A 14,992-nucleotide genomic window follows, 5' to 3' on the forward strand; every position below is an offset into this window, starting at 1 on the left:
GGATATGGCTGTCCTCCGCTAATATAAAACATGTTGCCTATATGGCTTTAAAAGTGATATAAAACAGAAAATATACAGTTATTACTTCGCTTTTTTGTATTCTTTAGTGTATTTAAATGTAAAATTGGTGTTGGACTTAGGTTGCTTTAATGTTTTTACAACCTCTCCATTATTATAGGGCTCATAAATGCAGGAAGAGCATGCTAATTTGTTAAGTGGCTTATATGCGGCGTTAGATCACGTACACTCTTTTGTTTATATCAAAAATCAAAAGTTAGAATATGTATATGCAAATATACATACGCTTAAACTTTTTGAGTGTACTGCTGAAGAGCTTTATTTTGCTACTGATAGTAAATTTTTCCCCTCTGATGTAGTAAATGAACTTCGAGCGGTTGATTTAAAAGTATTATCTGGTGAATCAACAGAAGAAGAGATCATTGTAAATGGAGAAACCTCTAAAAGACGAATCTATCTAAATGTAAAAACACCCATCTATTCAAATACAACTCCTCACGAAATTATCGGTATTCTTGGAATATCTACTGATATCACGACTCAAAAATCACTTGAAGAAAAAGCGTTGAGATTGGCTAAGACAGATGTGCTAACAGGGTTAGCTAATAGGTTAGAACTTGATGCGAGGCTTAATCATGAAATTGAGAGATACAAGCGCTTTAAATACCCTCTAAGTGTCATTTTAGCTGATCTCGATCACTTTAAAAATGTGAATGACAATTATGGACACCTTTTAGGTGATAAATGTTTAGTTCAAGTTTCTGATATTTTAAATGACTGTTCTCGTGTTGTGGATACAGTTGGACGCTGGGGAGGGGAAGAATTTTTAATATTATGTCCTGAAACTGATTTAGATGGAGCAATAACCCTCGCAGAGGCTTGTCGCATGACTATTGCTCAACATTATTTTCCAGAAGTAAAGCACGTTACGATCAGCCTTGGTGTAACGACATTTATAGCTGGTGATACTCTTGAGATGTTAATAAACCGAGCAGATCAAGCTTTATATCACGCCAAGACCAATGGCAGAAATCGAGTTGAAGCTTTAATAGGATAGTAAGAAAAAGCCACTCATATAAAGTGGCTTGAAATTACACACTATCAAACATCGTTTCATCATCAGGAATTGATTGAATATGACCGCAAATACAAATAATCGTATGCTCACCTTCAAGGTATTCTGATTCACCACAGACTTCACAGACATAAATTGGTTTTATTTCTGACATAGGCGGCCTCCTTTGTATTGCCCTATTTTCAGCAAAACATACCAACCAGCAATATATTCTTATTCAGCCCGCGACTTATCTCTAAATATATTTATGTGATACACATAATAATTACATTTACATTAATATGTTACTCGCATAAGCAGCACAAAAAACTCATCCATTATGCGATAAAATCATACCAATACTAGCCATAATATTCAGTTTACAAATCGTCACCACCACCATTAACCATCGCAATAAACTTATAGCAGCGCACATTCAAATTATAAGGTATTAACTATTGGACAACTTATCAATGGTGCCTGTTCTACACTCTGGAGAGATCGAATTTGGAGGGTAAGATTATGGATGCTATCGATCCGGTATTGCTCACTTTACTGCCGCAGGATATTAAAAACCTGTTTTTTCCTTATGCTAGTGTGCAGTTGTGGGCGCTGTTACTTAACTTATTATTAGGTTTTGGATTGGCATCTATTATTGGTATCCACTTTCGGCATTACTCTTCTGCTTTTTGTAACCGCCAAGACTTCTCGCGTTTATTTCCGCTGCTAATGTTAACCGTTATTTTAATTATTACTGTTGTTAAAGCATCACTGGCTTTAGCTTTAGGGCTTGTTGGCGCACTGTCAATTGTGCGTTTTCGAACCCCAATTAAAGAGCCAGAAGAATTAATCTATTTGTTTTTAAATATTGGGGTTGCGGTAGCTTTAGGTGCAGGACAAACATTAGCGGCCTTATTAGCCTGCGCCGTCACCTTAGTATTAGTCACATGGGCTAAACGTCGCAATATCGCAGTTGCGCAAGAACAAGGGTTATTCTTGTCGATAAACGATCATAGCAAAGATGAAATCACGGTATCAGTTAATGAACTCAAACACTTACTTGGCAGCCATAGTGAGCGCTTAGAGCTAAGGCGTTTTGATTGTGATAAACACAGCTTTAGTGCGACGTTTTTTATTACCGCCACAGAAGTAGAACAACTAGACCACTGCCTAGCATTATTAAAGCAACGCTTTCCTACGATTAGGATCTCATTGCTTGAACAACACAATATTGCTGGAGTATAACGGTGAAGCTTACGCCGAATAAACACGGGTTAACCGCTACCGAACGGATTGTAATTACTGTTGTGAGTATTATGATCCTTGTTCTCGCATTGCCCTCTATTAGCTATTTTAAAACCCAATTAATCCACTCAGGTTATGTTGCCCTCTCGAGTACACCAACGACTAAAATCCACCAGCTAGCAACGGATATATTACATGCTCCTATACGTTGGCTGTATGCCAATCATCAGTTACCCGTGATCATGGTTGATATTGATTATCCTGAATGGAAAAAACTGGCAGATAACCGTCAGCAAGCCATTGAGCAAGGTGCGATCCCTGCCATAAGAGCGCAAGTAAACGCTAAAATAACCTTTAATAATAAGAGCTTTAATGCTGATGTTCGCTTACAAGGTGATCTGCTTGATCATGTCAGTAGTCATCAGCGGTGGTCGCTAAAAGTTGATCTTAAAAAACAACATGCCATCTTAGATTCACAACGTTTTGCGCTTATTAGCCCTCATGTACGGGTACATCAAGGGCCAGTACTTTTTGCACAAACGCTACGCTTAGCCAAGTTTAATATTATTTCTCCGCAATACACCCCCGTTAAGGTGATCGTTAATGGTGATGATTGGGGAGTGATGTACCACGAGCAAGGATTTGGCCAAGATTTACTCGCGACCTATAACAGAACTGAAGGGATGATCTTACGCCTCGATCTTAATTCACAACAGATTGAAAATAATCACGTAAGTCGCCAATTAACACCTCGAGTTATCCAACAGAAACGTATCAGCCGTAAATTAGAGCTTAATTATCAACGTCAATTAGCATTAACTCTACTAAGTGGTTTTATTAACGGTGATCGCAGTGCCAGTGATGTTTTTGACAGCCAGTTGTTAGGTCAATATCTGGCAACGGTTGATGTTTGGGGCGCATGGCATGCACTGACATGGAATAATTGGCGTTGGTATTATAATCCACATACAGCAAAACTAGAGCCAATTCAAAGTGATGTTGCAATATCACCGAGTCGCCACCAATTGTTAATCCGCCCCCCCAGTAAAACATTATTAATCAGCAAAACAATGCGTGCTGATCCTGAAGTTGAGCGCCATTATCAAGCGGCATTGCAAAGATTAGCAGCCCTAATCAAATCTGGTGACTTACAACAACATTTAAATACCATTCAGCGCGCTCAACGGGCGATGCTAGACGGCAGTGCCCCACTGACACCGTGGTTTGATAGCTCACTGTTAATCACTCAAATTACTTGCTTACAACAGCAATATCACAGCCATGATTGCGACTCAATAAAGCCACTCGCGGCTGCATACCACCTTAATATGACCGCGATGCAAGCAACACCGTTATGGGAGTTAGCAAGCTTTTATAACCATCAACAACAGTTAACCATTACTAACCCGACTCAAACACCGTTATATGTGCAGCAGCTGGTCGGTTTTAATTCAGCGAATCAACCCATTGCTATAGAAGAGGCCAATAGTCAGTTGCCTTTAGAGCTACAGCCAGAGCAAACACTTACTCTTAAGCTTCCCCACAGCATAGATTCAGTTGAAGTTAGCACCGCGACCCCCACGGCAACCTTAGCTAAAGTGCGCTTAATTCCACATCAGTTCCAAGCACCGTTTTTGCCACGGCCTATAAAACAACCCAATCTGAGTGACTACCCGTTTATTGAAGTTGGTGATGATTATTGGAAAATCCCTGCTGGTCGATGGCATATCAAACATCGATTACGCACTCCAGCCAACTGGCAACTGATGATTGACGCTGGCACGGAGTTAGTGTTTGAACCGCAAGCTGGCATCATGGTATTTGGACAGCTGACCATTAACGGAACCGCAGCATCACCAGTTGAACTAAGTGCGAGCAATCATCAACCTTGGGGGGGAGTCGTGGTTTTCTCAACGCCAACGGCAGTACCGAGCGTATTAAATCATGTCAATATTGCTGATGTTGGTAGCCCAAAACAAGGGCTTTGGCGTCCACGTGGAGCGATAAGTTTTATTAACACTAAGATTGAGATCAACCAGATGCAAATACACCATAACCACACTGAGGATGCATTAAATATTGTTAACAGTGAAATTAACATTAACCACTTAACCTTAAGTCACATTCTATCTGATGGTTTTGATTGCGACTTCTGCCGTGGCAGCATTAGCAATAGCCGCTTTGATCGCATTGGCGCTCGATCTGGTGGGGATGGGATTGATGTCAGCGGCTCGACACTAACGTTAACTAAGCTTGAGTTTAGCCATATTCGCGATAAAGCCATTTCAGTGGGAGAACAGAGCCAGCTCACCGCGACTAATATTGCTATAAGTGATGCAAATATTGGCTTAGTCGGTAAAGATGGCTCCCAGATCAACGCCTTCAATATCCGTGGCCGCAACATTCACTATTATGGCTTAATGAGTTACCGCAAAAAGAACCTCTTTGGCGGTACAACTGTCAAGGTCAATAACTGGCAATGTACTGATTGTAAAAATAAAGTTATGGCAGCAACAGGTAATAGTTTAGTCATTGACGGTCAGGTGGTTACGCCACAAAAACTCAATGTCAGCCAGCTTTACAACACCATTATGAAACCGGACAAACCGCAATGAATTCACGTTTTGAAGTTAAAATACCGATTCCATTAAATCGCTTACAACAGCTAGAGAATTGGTTAACCTTGCATCCGTTGCTGTTTCGCCGTCACTATGAAACACGTTATATTAATAGTTTATACCTTGATAATCCGTTTTTAGATCGTTACCAAGAAAACTTAAGTGGCATCAGCGCACGTAAGAAAACCCGCCTGCGTTGGTACCATCACCTCGCGAGCCCTACCAATGCCATGCTTGAACACAAATACCGCCGTGGTGGTAAAGGCTGGAAAATACAGCACCCGGTTAGCTTTGATTGGCAACCAGATACCCCTTGCTGGTCGCACGTATTACAGCAATACTTTGTTACCCTTCCTGCTGATATTCAAGCCACTATCGGTAACGAACAAAGCCCAATCGTGATCATTCGTTATCAGCGCGATTATTATATTTCAGCGGATGGTAAATTACGGCTAACGTTTGATCGTAATATGGAATGTTATGACCAACGCTATTTTGATGTCGCTAATTTTAGCCATGGCACTCGCTTAGGCGAATATGTACTACTTGAAATAAAAACCGCTGCCGACAACGAACAGGCATTATCACGTTTAGTTGGATCATGCCCGCTACGCCCTTCACGTCATTCAAAATATGTGAATGCTATTCGACAGCTAATTTGGTTATAAATCAGTTAATCTTACTCGTAAGACTATGATTTAGGCTAATTCAAGCTTTAACACTCCACTTTTAGCTCGTGAAACACAAGGGGTCATATAGGTTTGCCGCTCTCGTGCTGATAACACCGTATCTCGATGATCAACATCACCACTATATTTTACCTTACAGCGACCACAAGTGCCGGTTTCACAAGCTGAATCAAGACGTAATCCCTGCGCTCTTATGGCATCAAGCAATGACTGTTTGGCGCTCACGCTAAATTCAACGTCAGAGCCAGCCTGCGAGACGATAGCTGTAAATACACTGTCATCGCTATGTTCAGTAGCACTAAAATTTTCAAAATGAACATTATTGTCATGCCAATGGCTGGCATTATCACGCACTAACTGCACGAAAGCTGGGCTACCACAGCTATAAACATGTGTACCACGCTGATGAGTATTCAACAGTTGCGCTAAATCAAGTCGCTGAGCCGACGTATAAAGGTGAATATTAGCGGCATAGGCTGATAACTCACGTTTAAACGGATAATCATCAAGGTTATCAACACAATAATGCAACTCAAACTGTTCTTGGTGTGCTATCGCTTCATCGATCATCGAAAGAAACGGCGTGATCCCAATCCCTGCGGCAACAAAGAGATGCTGTTTATCACGTGCCATTTCAAAGAAGTTAGCCGGTTCATACACCGATAATACGTCACCGACCTTTAGTTGTTGGTGCATATATTGTGAACCACCTTGGCTATCTCGCGCTTGCTGCACTGCAATTTGATAGACCCCTGCAACAGCTGAATCACATAATGAATAACTGCGTTTTAATCCATTGGGTAATTTAAGCGTGATGTGAGCGCCAGCAGTAAATGGAGGCAGAGCGCCAAGATCCGTTCGACTTAAATAAAAGCGTTTAATAGTGGCAGATTCTTCAACTATTTTAACGACTCGCATTTCAAGCTTAATTAAACTTTCAAGCCGCGAGTGCCAGTCTTCAACCTCGTTAGTTTCAAGACGATGTTGAAATACGCCTTTCACTTCCGCACCTAATTCAGGCAAGGCAGCCAGTTCAGTAGTAGCGGCTAAATTATCAGTTTCAACATATAAATAATGCTGCACTTTTGCAATTGTCCACTGTGGATAAGGACGTTCAATGACGCGTATTTGATCGTTTACGCGAATTTCACCTTCTTGCAATACACGATAAAACCAACCTGTTTTATTATTATTCTGTGAATAACGCGAAATAGTCGGCTCATTAAAACGGTGATTAAGCTTAAAACAAGGCTGTCTTGGCTGCGCAACTTCTAACACCACTGTACCTACCGCAATTTTATCGCCAATACAGATATTATGCTCATTCATACCAGCAACAACTAGATTTTCACCATAGCCACCACTAACAAACAAAGACGCAGACTCAGGAAACATGTGCTGCAGCTGGGCATAATAATCACAATCAAATTGCAGCACTGCGCGATCAGCTCCACCGTGAAAGGATTCTGCTTGCTCATCCCCCTCTAATCCCAATAAGGTAACACTGACGGTATTCGCAGGTGTTTTTTCAATCGCGGTTTTAAAGAAGTAAACTTGGTTACTCACACGACCATAACGCAATTGTGCAATGGTTGAATATGGCAGCATGGGGCTCCTTTAAGCTATTAATATATTACGGTTATAAATAATATTTATTACAGCCAAAAAAAGGCCGCTCAGCCCTATTATAAAAGCTTTATGCGGCCTTACGTATGCAGTTATTAGCAAACTTATTTTTGAAGTTGCTCTTTTGCTGCTTCTACTTTTGAAAAGTCTAATCCTAGCTCTTCAACTGCTTCTTTAATCAGCGCCGGATTTTGCATAACTTGTGCCATTAGCAGCTGCAATTTATCTTGCGGTAAACCTAACTGGCTTATGGTTGCCATTGCAGCAAGAGGGTTTTGAGTTAATGTTTGGAAAATACTGTTGATCTGCTCATCACTAATATTATTCTCTTTCAACAACGCAATAATCGGGTTCATGACACTACCTTTTTTTGTAATCACTCAATAGAATAGGATCAGTTTACCATTTGCGGCCCCCTTGTTGCACCATCAATAAAAAAACCGTAAATAACAACGTTAAACGATGCTAAATACGGTTTTATCATGATCTTACTCAGCCGTTATCACGGTTAGTAATGGCTAATGTATTGCCAATGACCATTACTTGGATCTGGTGATTCAGATGGCCAAGGGAAGTAACCATAACTGGTGGTCTTTAAGCGGTAATAATGGGTTTTTCCATCATGGAAGTGATAATCATAAATATCACCAACATTGCCTTTTTTGCCATTGTCACCCCAATTACCAAAACTGTCTTGTTTATACCAATCCAGTGCTAATTGCTCAAATACCGCTTGGTTAGTACTCATCTCAAGTATTAACTGATTAAGCGAATTATCATCAGCTAAATATATCCAATCACGATTTGAGGCTTTATTGGTTGGGAACTCATCACCTTGTGCTGGCGTTCTTTGAATAAAGTATTCATTAACACCTTCTGCAGTTGGATTAATGAACACTGCACTGCTTGATGTATCCCACGAGGTGGTCGCTCGTTGATCCCATGTAAATAACGCTGACTGTTCAAAGTAATTTTTAATACGTTCAATATTTGACAAGTTTTGACGATTCAATTTCAGTGGATTGAAATCAAAATTGACATAAGCTTCAGCTGAACCTAAATATTTCCAATCATGATTACTATGATGATCAGTTGGGAACTCACCTGCTGTGATTGTTTTCATTAAGAAATAATCACGGGTATTGAGTTCAGTATTTACATGAACATAAACAGCACCAGCACGTTTACGTTTATGAGTCACACCGTTATTAAGTTCACCCTTGCCATAACGATCAGCAACCCAGAGGTCAAACTGATTCATCGTTTCAAAGTCAAGGTTTTCTAAATCGCTTTGTTCAGTAAATAATGGTTGTGATTCAATGGCTAAATCATAGCCCAGACCTTTACCTATTGTTACTGCTTTAGCTGGGTATTCGGTATTGGCTACAAAAGTACGGCTATCAACAGTCACACGGCCTAATGCATCAAAGTCGACTGTAGGTTGCTTATCGGCAATGATTTGATCAAGATAACCAATAAATGCCCATTGATGATTAGAATCACCTGATTCAGGGAAATACCAATAGCTTTGAGTTTTTAAAGCAAACAGCTCTACACGCCCATTACGATGATATTCAAATACATCGCCAATCTCACCCCAACGGTTATTCTCCCCCCACGCATAAAAACGTTCTTGATCGTAGTGAGCTAATAACTCATCACGTACTATTGTTTCGAGGCTAATTTGAGGACACTCTACGGTTACTGTCTGTGGGTTGCGATCACGCGCTAAGTTAAAATGAAGTTTATTACTTAAACCGCCATTTTTACGTGTACCTTCAAGACCAATGATCTGCTGCGTATTATCGCCATAGGTAACTGTTGCCCAACATTGACCAGCAACAGGTTGTGGCAAATCATACACATTGCCAGAACTACCATATAGCGCCGGATAAATATAACTGGTATTAGTCTGCTGTGGATCATAAAAGCCCACCACAGTCATCACATCAACACCTTGCTGAACCGGTGTTAGCTTGGTTGTGGTTGCCACCGCTTCAAACTGTTGAGTCACAGCATTCCAATGGCTATAACCACTGGCTGATGTCGCATCAAGATAATCTTTACTCTCTAAATAGTGTTGAATACGCTTTGATGAGTAGCCGGTAAATAATGGATAACTTGAGGTTGATGAATCAAAACCACCGCCACCCATTGGATCTGTGCCATAACCATAATGGGTTTTATACGGTGTAACCATGATATCGCCATAGCCATATTCACCCTCTACATTTGACCACCAATTAAGGTTGTCAGCCATATACCCACGGTAGGCATCATAGCCCCAACCTGTGGTTGCACCATGAGTTGCATTTGCATAACCACCAGGATAATGCCCCATACTTAGCGCATGACCAATTTCATGGGTTACTTCATTGCCGGTGGTATCAGCAAGTAATACCATGCCATTACCACCTGATAAGCCGTGAGTGTAATTCCCCACCTCACCTTTATCATTTTTATAACGACCAATAGAGTGACCAATAACAATTGCTGGATAATTATCTGCTTGCCATTGGCTTGCACCTGAACTTGCTACGCCATAGTTAGCATTGGCAATACCAAGCTGAATCAGAGACTTGGTAATATCTTCTCGCATATCACCACTGTGAACACCTGGTGATGCATAGTCGCTATATTCGGTTTTTATATCACCATTAGACATCACAATTTTATCGAGTTTAATCGGCAAATAATGGCTGAACGTCATCGATGCAAGTGGAAAACGTTGAAATAACTCCGAGCCATAATGCGCTGTTTTGAGTTCAAGCGGTTTTGCAGCTGGCGGCTCAGTTAACATACCAATTCGAATCATTGGCAAATCAAGATGAGCTGGCGCTGCAAAATCAATATCATCAGCAGCTAATTCACCTATTAACCCATTATAGGTTTCAAACTGTAAACTCAGTCCTTGCTCAACCCAATTCCACGGTAATACTGTTGTAAATGATCGTTTTGAATAAACAACATCTTTACGATCATCTTGTTTAGCACGGTCTGATTCTAAAATTTGAAGAGGATTCGTCATTTGACGACTTTCAAGTAACACGCCATCTTTATAAATTTTTAACTCAATGCTTTTTGGCTCGTGATTAAGCATTGGTGTTAAAACTAACAAGGCTTCACGTTGAGAGACAATACGCTGTTGATCTTTTTCATCATTGCCTGAAGGCTCAGCCGTTTGGTTTTGAATAAAGCGTATTTGTGCCGCCAAATCACCATTAAGATGATTAACAATAGGTTGATCATCAATAAAGCCATGGGCATCAATTAAAGCAGCATTATAAGGCAAACAATCTTTAGTCGCAGTACTGACTAAATCCTTATCACCGACAAGATATTGCACATTACACTGTTTATCTTTATCCATATGCTCCATATAGTTATAACCAAATTGGTCGTTATAAATATAAACACCGTCCATCTGGTTGACTAACTTCCACGGAGCTTGAATAAAATCAAACATTGCCTCAGCTGACCGATCTGCATAATCAAAACCATCCACAAAAGGCATAAAAGAAGGTAAATCATTGGATGTTATTGAATATAAATAGCCATTGTACTTAAGAAAACGCTTGCCATCACGAATCTCAATATTAGTTGGATCTTCAATCAGTGTTTTAGTTTCAGCGACCCGCTGCAATACTTTTGCTTTCATTTGCTCGAGTTGTTGCACAGCTTCCATCTGTGTACTCGAGGTCGCAAAGCTTGCGCTAGAATAACCGCATAACAATGCACTCACAGCTACAGCAATAGGTTTAATATTCATATATAAGCCTTAATTATGATAACCATAATAAATATACATATGAAAGCATTTTAATGCCAAGCTGAATCATTGAACCCTATTCATAACTCTTACGAATATTATGATTTTTGGACTCAATGTCACATTTGAGTATTCGTTATAAGCAAAATAATTCACTATTCCGATATTGCATCTCAATATCGGTGGTGTAAAAACTAGTAGTGATAATACTGCTTAGCATCTCTTACAACAGAAAAAGGAATAAAAGCACAACGCAGATAGCCAACAACAACATGATCTTTATAGAGGGTATTAATTTTATATTTAATGGACACAATATTAGCCATCATAAACCAACTAAAAATTAGTGCTAACATGCTGCCATATAATATAAAAAAACTAAAATCAGAAATTAATAAAAACAGATTAATTATCAAAAGTGTTTTTGAAAGAGTAGATAATTTAGCTGTTACGGAAGGAGATACTTTTTTCATAGAATAGAATTTATCGTTACTTAAGTAGTCGTTAATAATAAACCTATTCCTATAAGGCATAACGCGTATTTAATAAAAACATTTTTACCAACAAGTTATAATTTTCGATGCATATTCGCCCAGCCAGTATTCTTAACCTGCTGCCTTCAAACTCAGTTTCAACTACTGAACTATCACCTTTATGGAAATCTCCAATATTGAGATAAAAAAAGCCGCTACACAATGAGCGGCTCAACAGAAATGGCTGGATTATTTATTGACTGGCGCTAATTTTAGCTCACCATTAGCAACCGCAATTCGATAAAGTTGGCCATTCACTTCATCGCGAATAACAACACCGGCGCCTGCTTTATTGATTTTTATATCATCTTGCATCCAGCATGAACCATCAGCAGTCATCACACCTTGCGCTGCATTTCGATTGTATGTTTGACCATAAATAGAACTGATATTAAGTTTACCGTCGCGATCAAAGCCACTGTAAGTAATAACAATCGTTTTAATATTAGCAGCATTCATAAATCCAGTAACATTAGCTGTTTTTAATGTCTGCCGTGATGAATACACTGATTTCTTATGTCGATCATGTAAATCAATATCAATTTTAATCTTATCTGAGGTTAAATTATTATAACCAAGCGTACTACCAACCATATTAAAATGGTTAATCGCATTTTCTAGCGAAATCACCACCTTGTATTCATCACCTGCTTTCACTGTCAATCGCACAGCGGATTCAGGATTAAAATCAAACATCGGTGCGAGATCGACTTTCGTATGAATATGACCATTTTTAAATAGCTTTACACGGCAACCGGGACGATCGTTAATAAACGCTAAAAAGTTATCCAATTTAGGAATATAGCTATTGGTTAATGTCGAACCTACAGTTGGTGGTGATGATTCAGGCATTAGATTACGCCCCTGAAAACCTTCAGCTATAAAGGTGTTAAGGCCAGGGTTTGATTCATACACCAATGGTGATAAATCACTGCCATTTAAATGGCGTAGCGTCGCACCATATAACTCAACAATATTACCCGCAGCTTCACCATAGCCTGGCGGGAAAGTGTTTCCCCGTAAAAATTTGATGGTATTGGTCGCAGTTTTAGGTGCATCCCAGCCCATAAGCTCAAATTTATTATTCCGCCCTTCACAGACCAGAAAACTCTCAGTGCCTTCACGCGACCATTGAAAATCGAGACTAGCACAGGTGTTACCTGCAACTTCACCACCAATCTTGCCATTCGGTCGTAGCAAGGGAGAGGTCACCGTAAATCCTTGGCGGAATCGACGCGCGCACAAGTTATGTAACTTATTACCGTTAACCCATGTTATCCAACGATTAGGGGTAATATCATCAATCACAGCTTCTAAAACATAAGGTTGTTCAAAACCATCAACATAGATATCTGATACAAAATTACGCCATACATATTCATGCGCGCGTTGGTTGGTTAAACCAGCCGTCCAGCTTCCAGCTAACAATACTAAACCACGTCCGGTTAATTTGGTGCTATCGAGTACTTTACCATTGGAGAATGCTTGGTAATCAATCCATCCATTAAGAATATTTAGCTGCGATATTTTATTTTCAACACAGCCTTTAGTTTTCCATTTACCATTAATTTTTTCTTTGGATGAAGTTAACATCACCATCGTTTTATCAAAGTAATCAAGCGATCGCGAACGTACAATAAAAGGATTACCAACTAAATTAACGTTATACTTACAAACAACACCAATAACATTGCTGCATAATTCTAATGTACCATCCCATTGCACATTTATATCTTTAAATTCGATGGTTTTATTAAACTGATAGGTTTTATTGGGAATCCATAGGATCAGACCCCCTTTACGACAGATTTCAGCAGCGTAATTTATCTTATCGCCCCAATCAGATAACGGTTTATAATGCTCAAGGTTATCAATCGAATAAAAACTTTGACCTTCAATACAAGGTTGTAAAAAGTATTTGTGTTTATTCACAATAACAAAAGTAGCATTTTCATCTATCTCATTGACGATACCATGACAAATAACACGATAAATTTTATCATTGATTCGTAAACCATTATAACCTTCAGGGATGGTGTCATTTACCGCTAAGTTACGACTAATCGGGTATATTTTAAGGCCAGATACACTTTCAATGGCTTGATGATCTTGCGCTTCAGCCCAACCTTTATCAACCACCGTATTTTGAGGTCGTAAATCACTAACGGTTCCATCTGCCATTACTTGACAAAGCTTACAATAATAATGATGAACACCATCAGTATTAACATAATTCTTTAAATCTTTAGTTGAGGCAATAATATTAAATTTAGTATCTAAGCTCTCAGGATCATTATTATTATTGTAGGCATCTACATAAATATAAAAAGGCTTATTTGCAACGTCAATAATACGACTATGTTCTAATTCAATACGGTGACCTGAAATATACGCCACCCCCGCCATAACTTTATATACACCTTCAAACGGTAATACCATAAAGCCATTTTTAATAAACCAATCTTGTCCCTGTTGATCAATAATGGCTTGTAATGCTGAATTTTCAACATTGTTTAGTCGTTGATGAGCCACAAAATTAGGCGTTGCTTTCATCACGGCACTATTAGTTATCTGAGCAATATCATCATAACTCAAAATAAATGAGCGAATTAATGTATTGCCTTTAACTCCTGGGCCATCAACTGTTTTAGTGGTTAATTTAGGATAAGTAACGGCAATGATCGTGTCATATTCACTACAATATAAGCAGCTCCAGTTAAATTTAAACGGGCCGACGTCACTATCAAGGGTTGTTGAAAGCGCAATTGCATTTTCAGATAATCGAATTTGTTGCTGAATTTTGGCATTATGAACAATATCATTAGGCTGTAATTGCTCATTTTCTGTAGGCGTTTTACCAAGGTTAGCTTTATAAGCAAAAATCATTGAGTCAATCAGCAAGATTTTTTTTTCTGCTTGCATTTTAGCAATAAGTGCTCGGCCTTTGGCTGTAATAATAACGTCGGGCTGATTTGAATGCTTCATTAAATCAAGTACATTCGTTTTATCAATCGCCCCGGGAATAAACATACCAGCCGTAGCACCACCCGCAATCATTGTCGTATTTCTTAAAAAAGAACGGCGAGAAATGCCTTTATTATTGTCGTTGCTCATTAATTAACTTACCTACTATTGTGTATAAATAACCTTTTGATTCATAGTTAATATGTATAACCAAGCTCTATATTGTCATTTAAATGTATAAGTAAATGTATTTAAATACATTTACAAGTATTATGGGTTATTTATTACGATGGTGTTTTTTTCAATATAGCGAAAGTTATTGTGAAATACTACAGAACAGAATTAATATTAACAATTATTGACATAATGTAATAAACAACATCAATTAAATATTATTGCTACAATAAAACAATCTTAATGTTAAACAATAAAAAAGGCGTATGATAAATACGCCTTCGAATAATCTTTATTTTAAC

General features: G+C 38.9%; 10 protein-coding genes. 4 read left to right on the forward strand and 6 right to left on the reverse strand.

Annotated elements, in window-relative coordinates; all coding sequences use genetic code 11:
* Nucleotides 1-187: 187 nt before the first annotated feature.
* Entirely contained in the window at nt 188-1,075 is an 888-nt protein-coding gene (locus PMAL9190_RS08505; protein ID WP_087844768.1) for a GGDEF domain-containing protein, read from the forward strand.
* Nucleotides 1,076-1,109: 34 nt separating this feature from the next.
* On the opposite strand, the gene PMAL9190_RS20210 is transcribed toward PMAL9190_RS08505, so the two are convergent.
* On the reverse strand, nt 1,110-1,247 hold the full coding sequence (locus tag PMAL9190_RS20210; RefSeq protein ID WP_159458377.1) for a hypothetical protein: 138 nt from the start codon (nt 1,245-1,247) through the stop codon (nt 1,110-1,112).
* Nucleotides 1,248-1,594: 347 nt separating this feature from the next.
* Here PMAL9190_RS20210 and PMAL9190_RS08510 point away from each other — a divergent pair, with 347 nt between their 5' ends.
* The 3 genes from PMAL9190_RS08510 to PMAL9190_RS08520 are packed head-to-tail and all read left to right on the forward strand — an operon-like array spanning nt 1,595 to nt 5,603.
* On the forward strand, nt 1,595-2,317 hold the full coding sequence (locus PMAL9190_RS08510) for a DUF4956 domain-containing protein (protein WP_087844769.1): 723 nt from the start codon (nt 1,595-1,597) through the stop codon (nt 2,315-2,317).
* 2 nt (nt 2,318-2,319) lie between these two features.
* Nucleotides 2,320-4,932: a CotH family protein gene (locus PMAL9190_RS08515; RefSeq protein WP_087844770.1), complete on the forward strand. Its 2,613-nt coding sequence runs from the start codon at nt 2,320-2,322 to the stop codon at nt 4,930-4,932.
* Nucleotides 4,929-5,603, forward strand: coding sequence for a polyphosphate polymerase domain-containing protein (locus PMAL9190_RS08520; protein ID WP_087844771.1), 675 nt, complete (start codon nt 4,929-4,931; stop codon nt 5,601-5,603). The genes PMAL9190_RS08515 and PMAL9190_RS08520 overlap by 4 nt, the downstream gene beginning before the upstream one ends.
* Nucleotides 5,604-5,633: 30 nt before the next feature.
* Here the strand turns inward: PMAL9190_RS08520 and PMAL9190_RS08525 are convergent, their stop codons facing one another.
* From PMAL9190_RS08525 to PMAL9190_RS08540, 5 genes are all read right to left on the reverse strand, one after another.
* Nucleotides 5,634-7,232, reverse strand: a complete 1,599-nt coding sequence (locus PMAL9190_RS08525; protein ID WP_087844772.1) for an MOSC domain-containing protein — start codon at nt 7,230-7,232, stop codon at nt 5,634-5,636.
* 122 nt (nt 7,233-7,354) lie between these two features.
* Nucleotides 7,355-7,606 carry a DUF2999 family protein gene (locus PMAL9190_RS08530; RefSeq protein WP_087844773.1) on the reverse strand — a complete coding sequence of 84 codons (252 nt, stop codon included), beginning with the start codon at nt 7,604-7,606 and terminating at the stop codon, nt 7,355-7,357.
* Between the two features lie 152 nt (nt 7,607-7,758).
* On the reverse strand, nt 7,759-11,019 hold the full coding sequence (locus PMAL9190_RS08535; RefSeq protein ID WP_087844774.1) for a M66 family metalloprotease: 3,261 nt from the start codon (nt 11,017-11,019) through the stop codon (nt 7,759-7,761).
* 194 nt (nt 11,020-11,213) lie between these two features.
* The gene (locus PMAL9190_RS20105) at nt 11,214-11,492 is read right to left on the reverse strand and encodes a hypothetical protein (protein ID WP_144384340.1); all 279 of its coding nucleotides are present in this window, start codon (nt 11,490-11,492) and stop codon (nt 11,214-11,216) included.
* Nucleotides 11,493-11,741: 249 nt separating this feature from the next.
* A complete protein-coding gene (locus PMAL9190_RS08540; RefSeq protein ID WP_087844775.1) occupies nt 11,742-14,666 on the reverse strand; it encodes a phage tail-collar fiber domain-containing protein in 2,925 nt (974 codons plus the stop codon).
* Between the last annotated feature and the right edge of the window lie 326 nt (nt 14,667-14,992).

Origin of the sequence: Photobacterium malacitanum (genome assembly GCF_900185615.1) — a bacterium.
Lineage (GTDB): Bacteria > Pseudomonadota > Gammaproteobacteria > Enterobacterales > Vibrionaceae > Photobacterium > Photobacterium malacitanum.

What these genes read in the sequence shown, in the direction of transcription:
- PMAL9190_RS08505 (WP_087844768.1), top strand. Translation starts at nt 188, where the DNA reads ATGCAGGAAGAGCATGCTAATTTGTTAAGTGGCTTATATGCGGCGTTA.
- PMAL9190_RS20210 (WP_159458377.1), bottom strand. Translation starts at nt 1,247, where the DNA reads ATGTCAGAAATAAAACCAATTTATGTCTGTGAAGTCTGTGGTGAATCA.
- PMAL9190_RS08510 (WP_087844769.1), top strand. Translation starts at nt 1,595, where the DNA reads ATGGATGCTATCGATCCGGTATTGCTCACTTTACTGCCGCAGGATATT.
- PMAL9190_RS08520 (WP_087844771.1), top strand. Translation starts at nt 4,929, where the DNA reads ATGAATTCACGTTTTGAAGTTAAAATACCGATTCCATTAAATCGCTTA.
- PMAL9190_RS08525 (WP_087844772.1), bottom strand. Translation starts at nt 7,232, where the DNA reads ATGCTGCCATATTCAACCATTGCACAATTGCGTTATGGTCGTGTGAGT.
- PMAL9190_RS08530 (WP_087844773.1), bottom strand. Translation starts at nt 7,606, where the DNA reads ATGAACCCGATTATTGCGTTGTTGAAAGAGAATAATATTAGTGATGAG.
- PMAL9190_RS08535 (WP_087844774.1), bottom strand. Translation starts at nt 11,019, where the DNA reads ATGAATATTAAACCTATTGCTGTAGCTGTGAGTGCATTGTTATGCGGT.
- PMAL9190_RS20105 (WP_144384340.1), bottom strand. Translation starts at nt 11,492, where the DNA reads ATGAAAAAAGTATCTCCTTCCGTAACAGCTAAATTATCTACTCTTTCA.
- PMAL9190_RS08540 (WP_087844775.1), bottom strand. Translation starts at nt 14,666, where the DNA reads ATGAGCAACGACAATAATAAAGGCATTTCTCGCCGTTCTTTTTTAAGA.